Origin of the sequence: Mesorhizobium sp. M7D.F.Ca.US.004.03.1.1 (genome assembly GCF_003998635.1) — a bacterium.
GTDB classification, from domain to species: domain Bacteria; phylum Pseudomonadota; class Alphaproteobacteria; order Rhizobiales; family Rhizobiaceae; genus Mesorhizobium; species Mesorhizobium loti.
This window is the reverse complement of sequence record NZ_RZQG01001840.1, coordinates 1-421: the sequence shown is the minus strand read 5'-3', so window position 1 is coordinate 421 and position 421 is coordinate 1. Positions and strand designations below refer to the sequence as shown.

1 pseudogene is annotated in these 421 nt (G+C 61.5%); it reads right to left on the bottom strand.

The features are described from left to right. A pseudogene (locus EN935_RS40315) lies at window positions 1-421 on the bottom strand (hypothetical protein); the annotation flags it as partial.

Genomic DNA, 421 nt, shown 5'->3' with positions numbered 1-421 from the left:
CTCCTGCAGGCCCTCGACAAGCTTGTCGAAGCCGGCGACATCGACGGTCACGCTACCTTCGGGCTTTTCGCCGGGGAACGTCATCTCGCCTTCCAGCGCGATCTCCGTGTCCTTGTTCTTCACGGTGCTGTGGCCAAGGACGACCTTCGGCGTCTTGGCCATGAAGTCGACTTTGAGCTGTTCGCCGAATTCGGCCGACAGCGGCGGATCCTGATTGAGATCAAAGGCTTCGATCGCCTTCTTCGCCATGCTGTCGAGGTCGATGTTGGCGCCGCCGAAGTTCAGGTCGATGTCGGTGGGCAGGAGCGCGACGCTCCAGCTCGGCACGAGCTGCTGCGGCACGGTCAGCCCTGACGCCTTGATGCCATAGGTGATTTTGCCATTCTGGGCGACTCCGTCAGTGCCGAACGCAGTGCTGAGT